Source organism: Acinetobacter sp. GN11 (assembly GCF_054823985.1).
Window position 1 is genome coordinate 1 of sequence record NZ_JRVL01000173.1, and the last position, 8600, is coordinate 8600.

9 protein-coding genes are annotated in these 8600 nt (G+C 40.2%); 4 read left to right on the top strand and 5 right to left on the bottom strand.

All coding sequences use genetic code 11. The annotated features are described in order from the left end of the window. The coding region (locus tag NL42_RS14675) for a TetR/AcrR family transcriptional regulator (protein ID WP_461313294.1) at positions 1–536 on the bottom strand (536 nt) is incomplete at its 3' end. 88 nt (positions 537–624) lie between these two features. Between NL42_RS14675 and NL42_RS14680 the strand changes: the two genes are divergently transcribed. Next, positions 625–1839 (top strand): oxygenase MpaB family protein, encoded by a 1215-nt coding sequence (locus NL42_RS14680; protein WP_461313295.1) that lies wholly within the window; start codon positions 625–627, stop codon positions 1837–1839. A gap of 67 nt (positions 1840–1906) precedes the next feature. Here NL42_RS14680 and NL42_RS14685 read toward each other — a convergent pair whose 3' ends face one another. The 4 genes from NL42_RS14685 to def form a co-directional block, all read right to left on the bottom strand. Further along, positions 1907–2113, bottom strand: a complete 207-nt coding sequence (locus tag NL42_RS14685; RefSeq protein ID WP_049838257.1) for a hypothetical protein — start codon at positions 2111–2113, stop codon at positions 1907–1909. A 54-nt stretch (positions 2114–2167) separates the two neighbouring features. Then, on the bottom strand, positions 2168–4282 hold the full coding sequence (locus NL42_RS14690; RefSeq protein ID WP_461313296.1) for a TonB-dependent copper receptor: 2115 nt from the start codon (positions 4280–4282) through the stop codon (positions 2168–2170). 72 nt (positions 4283–4354) lie between these two features. Further along, entirely contained in the window at positions 4355–4780 is a 426-nt protein-coding gene (locus tag NL42_RS14695; protein WP_005309169.1) for a DUF2946 family protein, read from the bottom strand. A gap of 43 nt (positions 4781–4823) precedes the next feature. Beyond that, positions 4824–5354, bottom strand: coding sequence for a peptide deformylase (gene def / locus NL42_RS14700; protein ID WP_004795267.1), 531 nt, complete (start codon positions 5352–5354; stop codon positions 4824–4826). 122 nt (positions 5355–5476) lie between these two features. Here def and NL42_RS14705 point away from each other — a divergent pair, with 122 nt between their 5' ends. Genes NL42_RS14705 through NL42_RS14715 form a run of 3 tightly spaced genes read left to right on the top strand, consistent with a single transcriptional unit; the run spans position 5477 to position 8406 of the window. Further along, positions 5477–6631: a LysM peptidoglycan-binding domain-containing protein gene (locus NL42_RS14705; RefSeq protein ID WP_461313297.1), complete on the top strand. Its 1155-nt coding sequence runs from the start codon at positions 5477–5479 to the stop codon at positions 6629–6631. 20 nt (positions 6632–6651) lie between these two features. Then, a complete protein-coding gene (dprA, locus tag NL42_RS14710) occupies positions 6652–7785 on the top strand; it encodes a DNA-processing protein DprA (RefSeq protein ID WP_461313298.1) in 1134 nt (377 codons plus the stop codon). A gap of 51 nt (positions 7786–7836) precedes the next feature. Further along, positions 7837–8406 carry an L-threonylcarbamoyladenylate synthase gene (locus NL42_RS14715; protein WP_461313299.1) on the top strand — a complete coding sequence of 190 codons (570 nt, stop codon included), beginning with the start codon at positions 7837–7839 and terminating at the stop codon, positions 8404–8406. Positions 8407–8600 lie beyond the last annotated feature (194 nt).

Genomic DNA, 8600 nt, shown 5'->3' on the forward strand with positions numbered 1-8600 from the left:
GATATAAGAAAATTGTTCTGACTCACATATCGCATCATCGTAAAAAGCGTACTATTAATAATTACAAAGGATTTATGCTTCACCTGTTCGAAGTCCCACTGATGAGGATTTCTACTAAATGTATATAGTCCCACTTCAAAAAAATGCTTTTCTAAAATCTGAGCAGCTTGCGAATGGCTATAGTTATGCCAATGTTTCAGTACTTCTATAAAAAAACCATGATCGGCTTTTAATGCATTAAACCCTAGCTCTATCGCCAAGGGGATGAGCAGGTCTAAAGGAATATTTCCTTGCTGCATAACCAGCTCTTTAAGTTGATGTCCTAATAGTTCGCTTTTACGGCGTAATAGTTCTTCTATGATTTGATCTTTATTCTCAAAGTATTGGTAAATCGAACCTACACTTACTCCAGATTTTTCTGCAATTTTAGGCGTCGTAGTATGTAGTAATCCATATTGGGCAATACAGTGTTGTGTCGCCTCTAAAATATGGTCAACAATAATTTTTGAACGCTGTTGCTGTGGGGCTTTTCTCATCAGTTTTTTATTCTTTAAATGCGAATTGAATGCGAATAATTATTCATATTAGCCTATTTGTTATTCAGTTCAATAAGTAAGTAACGATATGCAAACGATTAGCCCGACTCGACTTGCTTCTTTTAATGTCATGCAAGACAGTAATTTTTTTACGCAGTTTTTAAATATCTGTTGCGAAAAACCAGCTCAACCGAACTATACGGAATATGTATCTTTACAACATGCTCTTTGTGAAGGGGACGTTGAAATGGATAAGGTGATTGATTGGGTTATGCAAGATCCCAAAGGTCACCGAATGATTCTTGAGAAGATATTATTTCAAGGCCGCGATGACCTATCTGAGCCGCTACCTACTGAGTTAGAAAATTTCTTTAATTACATTGAACAAAAGCCCGAATGGTTAGACCAGCGCCAAATTGATGAGGCTGTTAAATTTACTCATCGTTTAGGAGTAAATAATGGTTTTATCCTTAGAGATTTATCTTTAATGGCAGGATACTTATATCCTGGATTTAATCAGCCTCTAATTTTAACGGGTGCATTAAAGAAACAAGCGGGTACTCGTTTAGCAGAAACTACAAAATGGTGGGTTGATATTACTGAACCTCAAGGACTTGTCCGTTTAAGCTCAGGTTTCACGTCAACGATTTATGTTCGCTTTATTCATGCACTTGTTCGCCGACAATTAAAAAAGTCTGATCGTTGGGATAGTGAAGTTTGGGGAATTCCACTTAATCAATTTGATTTAGCAATGACTAATTTGGCTTTTAGTAGTGTAGTTTTACTCGGTATTAGGGCTTTAGGTATATGGCCAACGAAACAAGAAGCTAAGAGTTTTTTACATTTTTGGCGTTATGTTGGCTGGTTGATGGGTATTGATGAAAAATGGCTTATTCAGTCTGAATCTGAAGGCTGGCGATTACTGTACTGGATGCAGTTTGCTCATCCCCACTCCGATCACAGCAGTGTTGAATTAGGATCGAGCTTATCTAAAGAGCCTTTTGAGAGAAAATATCTACATTTACGCTCTTTGCAGCAGAAGCTTGCTTACCGACAACATTTAGAACTTACCCAATTTTTTATTGGCAAGAAAAGAATGAAACTACTCGGATTGCCTCCGCAGTCTGCCTCATGGTTTGCTTATTATCTAATTGTGCGTAATTCATTACTTTATAGTGGGGCAAAGCTTTCACCAAAAGTTGAAATTTTTTTATCCAAATCAGGCCGAAATATACAAAAGCTTGGCTTAAGGCTTTATCAGAATCAAGGTAAGGCAAAAACCTTAGCAAGTATGCATCAATAATTTTTAAAACCTAAAAATAAAAAAGGAAGCCTGTTAACCAGACTTCCTTTTTCAAATATTAAGATGCTTATTGAGATGATGAACTATGCATTTCAGCGTGATTCATTTGCTCAGGTGTCTCCATCATTTGCTTATTTTTTTGACTTGGCATGTAGTCAGGCTCATTGTTGATCGCCAAGTAAAAAATAATCATAAACAATAAGCTCAAGATACAAGCCACAATAAGTGACTTCCATCCCCACCACGATTGTTCAGGCGATAATTTATTTGTCATTTCATTTCTCTCATTCAATTAATATTTTCAGTTCATTTCATTCGCTATAGCTTATTAAAACTTCATGCTCATACGAACCCAGTAATTTCTTCCGATATTATTGAACTGCTCTTCGCTCGCAAATCCAAAGCCTGCACTACCCGCTTTGTTTAAGTGTTCGGTATAGGTTTTATCTAATACGTTATCGATACCAACAGAGATATCAATATCTTTACGAAGGTTGTAACTTCCGTTTAAAGAAAGAGTTGAAAAACCTTTACTTGGTTTGAGGTCATACCCCACGATGTTACCTTGATGTAGACTCACGCGGTTTTGCTCCGCAACAGCTCGCCATAGCAGACCTAAATTATATTTGTCAGCTACATAGCGGATATTTAAACGACCTTCTAAAGGTGAAATTTGAGGTAGCGGTTTATCATCTGTGGTGTTTTTACCCCAAGCATACATCGCACTCAAATCTGCCTGAATATGATCGGTAAATTGATATCCAATACCTGCTTCTGCACCAGCAATGGTTGCATCAACATTTTTGGCACCTGCAGTAATATCATGGCTCATATCATGCCCATCCATTCCCATACTTGGGTGATGGTGATAACTCATTAAAATGTAGTCATCTACTAAGCCCGCATAAGCAGAAGCCCATGTATTTAAAGCACCATGTTGTTGTTGGAAGCCCAAATCTAACTGTAGTGTTTTCTCAGGATTTACACCGTTAAAAGTGTTGATTGAACCAGCATTACCATGTTTAGGCGAGAAAAGTTCCCAATAATCAGGCATACGCTCTACATAACCTAAACCGATATAGCTTTTTAGGTCATGCTCAGGATGTTGATTTTCCCAGCGGACAAATGCACTCGGTAAAGTCTTTTCAAGTTTCGTATTAAAGCCTTGCGCTTTGGAATCAGCACGCTCATCTTCAACTGTGACTCGATCTAAACGCACACCTGTGACTAGCTTATTGAGATCGTTCCATTGATAACCAAGCTCACCAAAAGCACCGTATGATTGAAAACGCATATCTTGACGATATGGAATATTCATAGAAGGCATATTTGGCGACGACATGCTACCGCCATGTTTATTAAATTGAGAATCTATACCTGTGATTAGGCTCCACTTATTCCATTCAGATGTCATGGCTAAGCGCGAGTTTAGTGTACGGCGCGTCACTTGCATTGCCATCGCGTTTGGCATCAACATGGTCATACCACCATGGTTCATTTCAACTAATGGTGGGGTGCGCAAGCTAAAATTATCCATAATATGGTCGTTATAGCTGTAGTTCACCTGCCCTTCAATTTTCTTAATAACATCAGTGATGTTTTTCTTTTCGAACCGCAGACCTAAGCTTTCACGCGCAAACTGAGATCCGTCCATTGAACGTCCAGCATAAAGCGATTCACCATCAGATTTTCCACCCGTGAGCTCAATCCACGTGTTTTCATCTGGAGTAAAACCCAATGCTACATCAGCATTCCATTTTTTCCATGCTGACGGCACGGTATTGCCATCACCATCTTGATAACTATTTGACTCTGAACGGTTGGCATTTAAACGGATATATTTCTTTTCATCACCAATTGCCGCTTCAACATTATGGTCAATACGTCCATATGAACCTAGCAAGACACTCGCTTGTCCACGATAAGGTTTTTCAGAAGTGAGTTTCTCAGGCTGACGTTCAAAAAGAACAGTCGCGGCAGAACCCGTATTGGCATATTGAACCGTTTGTGGACCCTTAATGACAGAAATACGATCATAACTTTCTGGTGAAATATAAGAAATTGGAGCATCCATACGGTTTGGACATGCACCTAGGTTTTCTGTTCCATCTGTCAAAATTTTGATGCGTGAACCAAACATGCCTCGGAAGGTTACATCACCATTTGTTCCACCGCTTTGTATTGAGTTAAAACCCATAATACTTTGAAGGTAATCTGCACCATCAGTTGCAGGTACTGGCTGAATCGGTTGCTTTGGGTCTGCATGTACGATCAGACCATTTGCATCATTGCCTTGCTGTGCTGTAACAACAATAGGTGCTAATGAGTGAAGTGTTGTGGTATCAGTATCATTTTTTTCTGAATCAGCAAAAACTAGACCCGAATGAGAGACAGCAAGCATCGCAACCCATAGAGGTTGTAATAAGAATTTAGAATGTGGCATTTTTATACGCTCTAAAACATAAATAAAGTGATATTGAAGTCAGTTAAGACCCCAACAAAAAATTGCTTTTATTTATGCAAATAGAGGCGGTGCGCGCCCTTGCGGGAGTAGGAAAAGTCGCTGTAGCGCAAAGTAAACATGTCGAAATGCTTGTTGATAGGCAACTAAGCGGACTTGTATGCGGACTAAAACTTCTTTTACACCAAATTCAGGTGGTAAAACCAGATTGGCATAGACGGTACAATATTGACACTGGTGATTTGCATCATGATGATCATGTTGCCCAGAAGCTTGTGCCTGTTCAATATGATGTTCATGATGTGAATGCATGGTATGTGACATGGTTTCCATTTGTGCTTTGGGTTTAAGCAAAGCACGGGTAATAGTTTCACAGACCGGAGCAATTTGATATTGCTTCGGTAATAGCGGCTGTAGAAATACCGCAACCTGTAAAAATACTGCTGCACATGCAAGCAGTAACCCACTACGAAAAACCAAAAATCACATCCACACTATATTAATGTTTCAAGAATAGAAATTTTTAACGTTTTACTGCAACTTTTTCACGCTCACGTTGACGAACAACTTTTTCGACTTTTTCTCGAGCACGTTGACGTTTAAGTGGCGACAAATAATCCACAAATAATTTGCCATTTAAGTGATCCATTTCATGTTGGATACAAACAGCGAGAAGTCCATCAGCTTCTATCTCAAATGCTTGACCTTCAAGGTTAATTGCCTCAATTTTCACACGTGACGGGCGCTCAACTTTGTCGTATATTTGTGGCACCGATAGGCAGCCTTCTTCGTACTGCTGCTTATCTTCTGTCAGTGGAGTGATTTTGGGGTTAATAAAAACCAAGGGTTCATCTTTAGCTTCAGATAAATCTATAACGATTAACTGAATATGACGATCTACTTGTGAAGCTGCTAAACCAATACCGGGTGCAGCATACATGGTTTCAAGCATATCTGCTGCAAGTTGACGAATTTCATCAGTAACTTCTTCAACAGGCTTAGCAATGGTACGAAGACGGGGATCAGGAAAACTTAAAATAGGTAATAAGGCCATACTGACGTCCTCACTTATGCCATTGATTGAAAAACCAAATGAAGGAAATACTTCATCGAAAAATTGTGTGTTAGCCGCCTATTATAACGCATCTGCACGCATAATTTTTAGGAATTATCATAATGAAAAAGGTTTTTAACGGCATGGTTGAATTTCATGCTTTGGGGATAAAAAAGCATTTACTTGCTTTCGCACTTTTTACAGGGGTTGCAATGGGTACAGTAGCAGAGGTTCATGCTGCTAGTCCGAACCATAATCCACCCTCTCTAAAAAGTAATGCACCACATGTCTACGTTGTAAAACGCGGAGATACGCTGTGGGATATTTCCGGTCATTTCCTAAGTAAACCTTGGCGTTGGCCAGAAATCTGGGCAAATAATCAGCATGTCAAAAATCCACACTGGATTTATCCTGGTGACCGATTGTTGTTATGCAGTTTAGCGGGTCGACCATTGATCGGTAAAGATGAGGGAGATGGTTGCGTTGGCATTATTCGTCGCTACACAGGCCAAATGACAAACTTGCAACCTCAAGTTCGTGTGGAATCGCTTAACGACAATGTGCCTGTTATTCCACTTGAACATATCAAACAGTGGTTAGAACACAGCACAATTTTGCCAGCCGACGCAATTGAACACACTCCTTATATTGTGGGTACTGCTGATCAACGCGTGCTTGCTGCAAGAGGCCAAACCATTTATGCACGTGGACAAGGCTTAGTAAATGGTCAACGTTATGCAGTCTACCGTGAAGGTGAACCTTACTATTTCACAGATAGTAAAGGTAAAAAGCACAGCCTAGGCATTGAACTACAACAAGTTGCCTCAGGGATTGCGATCTCTTCTGAAAAAGACATAACAACGCTTGAGTTAACGGATAGCTACGATTCCGAAGTACGTCGTGGCGATCGGGTTATGCCAGAAGAAGAAGCAACACTGCCTACTTTATTTTATCCAGTAGATGCCCAACAAGTTACAGATGCCGGCAAGATCATTCGTGTAATGGGTTCAATTGGTAGCGCCGCCAAAAATAGTGTGGTGACCTTAAACCGAGGTACGGCTCAAGGGATTCAGGTAGGACAAGTTTTTGATATTACCCAAAAAGGTGAAACCATTCGAGATCCTAAAACCAAAGAACCAATACAGTTACCTGGACAACAAATTGGTAGTCTGATGGTTTTTAGAACCTTTGATCAGCTTAGCTATGCCTATGTATTAGAAAGTGACTTACCTATTAAAGTAGGTTCAAGTATTCAGCCACCTCGTTTTGATGATTAACGCTGGATATACTCTTTACAATGCTTATTCAACTTTCTTCACACCATTACCACACGCTTAAAGTGTGGTATTTGGTGCAGCACTCTTTAGTTAGTTTCAAAAAAATTATCGATTATTTTGGTAGCTGTGAAAAGGCAATCCAACCTGCTGGATTGTCCCAATGGCGCAATCTCGGATTACATGCTAATCATTTAAAACGTGTAGATGAATTTCAAACTGCTCAGGGTCAAGCTCAGTTTGAAAAACTGGTTGAGCAGATCCAGCAACATACTGACTTTATTTTAACCTCAGATGATTCTGGCTATCCTACGCAATTACTACCGTATACAGACCATCCGCCCATCATTTTTGGTAAAGGCCAAGCTCAAGCCTTATTGCAACCACAAGTGGCTATTGTAGGTAGCCGAAAACCAAGCCCGCATGGTCGTCAGGTTGCTTATGATTTTGCCTATTATTTAAGTGAAAAAGGATTTTATGTAAGTAGTGGCTTGGCATATGGCATTGACGAAGCTGCTCACCAAGGAGCTTCAGCACATCAACGTACGATTGCAGTAACGGGAACAGGTTTAGATAGCACCTACCCCGCTCAAAATAAAAAACTTGCAGAACAGATCTTGGCTCAAAACGGCGCCATCATTACTGAGTTTTTGCCCGGTACACTGCCCTTACAACAGCATTTTCCGCGCAGGAACAGAATTGTAAGTGGTCTGAGTTTAGGCGTATTAGTGGTAGAAGCGACTTTAAAAAGTGGTTCTCTCATTACTGCCAACAAAGCTGCCGAGCAAGGTAAAACAGTATTTGCCATTCCTGGCCATATTTATAGTGAGTTTCATCAAGGCTGCCATCAGCTCATTCGTGAGGGAGCCATTTTAGTTGATCATCCGGAACAGATTATTGAGGACCTTGCCCTTCCAACCCAATGGCAAAGCCAGCAACAAAACTCAACTGAGGAGGTCGTGGTTGCTTGTGCCCCAGAAATTCCTGAGCATTTAATTAACCTTTATCAGTCCTTAGACTGGGTCGGACAAAATATTGACCAGCTTGTCATACACCACTCTCAACCTGTGGCAGAACTCACCTCTTCACTCATGGAACTAGAACTACTTGGTTTATGTATGCAACAATCAGGGCTGTATTTACGTTGTCGCTCTTAGTACCGGAGCGCACAACAGCAATTCTGTCTGATTGAAAGGAAGAGTATTACCATGATTACCACCTCAGTTACCGAAGCAGCCGAAAGTTTACATCAAGGTCAAGTCTTGGCGTATCCAACCGAGGCAGTTTGGGGACTAGGTTGCGACCCTTTTAACGAACAAGCTTTCCAAAAAATTCTAGAGCTGAAACAAAGACCTATTGAAAAAGGGGTCATTTTATTAGCAGGTCATATTAGTCAAGTTGAACACCTGTTGACCTCTTTGCCTGAAGCGACTCAACACGAAATTACTGATTGTTGGACGAATCATCAACCTTCAGAAAGAGCTACAACTTGGCTATTGCCTGCTGGCGAACACATTCCTTCATGGATTAAAGGTGAACATCCACTTGTTGCTGTTCGAGTCACTACACATCCTTTGTGTGTGGCATTATGCAATGCTTTTCATGGTTTTATTGTCTCGACGAGTGCTAACCCAAGCGGCCAAGAACCTGCTCATTCACTACAAGATGCCTGCCAATACTTTGGTTCAAAATTAAACTATCTCAATGGTGACTTAGGCCAAAGTCAGCAGCCAAGTAGAATTATTAATGCTCTCACTGGAGAGATTATTCGCGCCTAATTTCAGACAAAAAAAAGCTCAGTTATATAGGGATAACTGAGCATAAAAAAGGATGGGTATATACCGCATCCAGAGGGTTTGGATATCTCTGCAACGAAAGATAATTTGCAAAAAAGCACGTCTTTCGTAGTGGTCGCTATTATGTGGTAAGTAATCAAATGAGAGAAATATCTTATTTCTCTAAAAAAAGCATG

Bases quoted from the DNA above. Each gene is read 5' to 3' on its own strand.
- NL42_RS14680 (WP_461313295.1), top strand. From the start codon at position 625: ATGCAAACGATTAGCCCGACTCGACTTGCTTCTTTTAATGTCATGCAA.
- NL42_RS14685 (WP_049838257.1), bottom strand. From the start codon at position 2,113: ATGACAAATAAATTATCGCCTGAACAATCGTGGTGGGGATGGAAGTCA.
- NL42_RS14690 (WP_461313296.1), bottom strand. From the start codon at position 4,282: ATGCCACATTCTAAATTCTTATTACAACCTCTATGGGTTGCGATGCTT.
- def (WP_004795267.1), bottom strand. From the start codon at position 5,354: ATGGCCTTATTACCTATTTTAAGTTTTCCTGATCCCCGTCTTCGTACC.
- NL42_RS14705 (WP_461313297.1), top strand. From the start codon at position 5,477: ATGAAAAAGGTTTTTAACGGCATGGTTGAATTTCATGCTTTGGGGATA.
- dprA (WP_461313298.1), top strand. From the start codon at position 6,652: ATGCTTATTCAACTTTCTTCACACCATTACCACACGCTTAAAGTGTGG.
- NL42_RS14715 (WP_461313299.1), top strand. From the start codon at position 7,837: ATGATTACCACCTCAGTTACCGAAGCAGCCGAAAGTTTACATCAAGGT.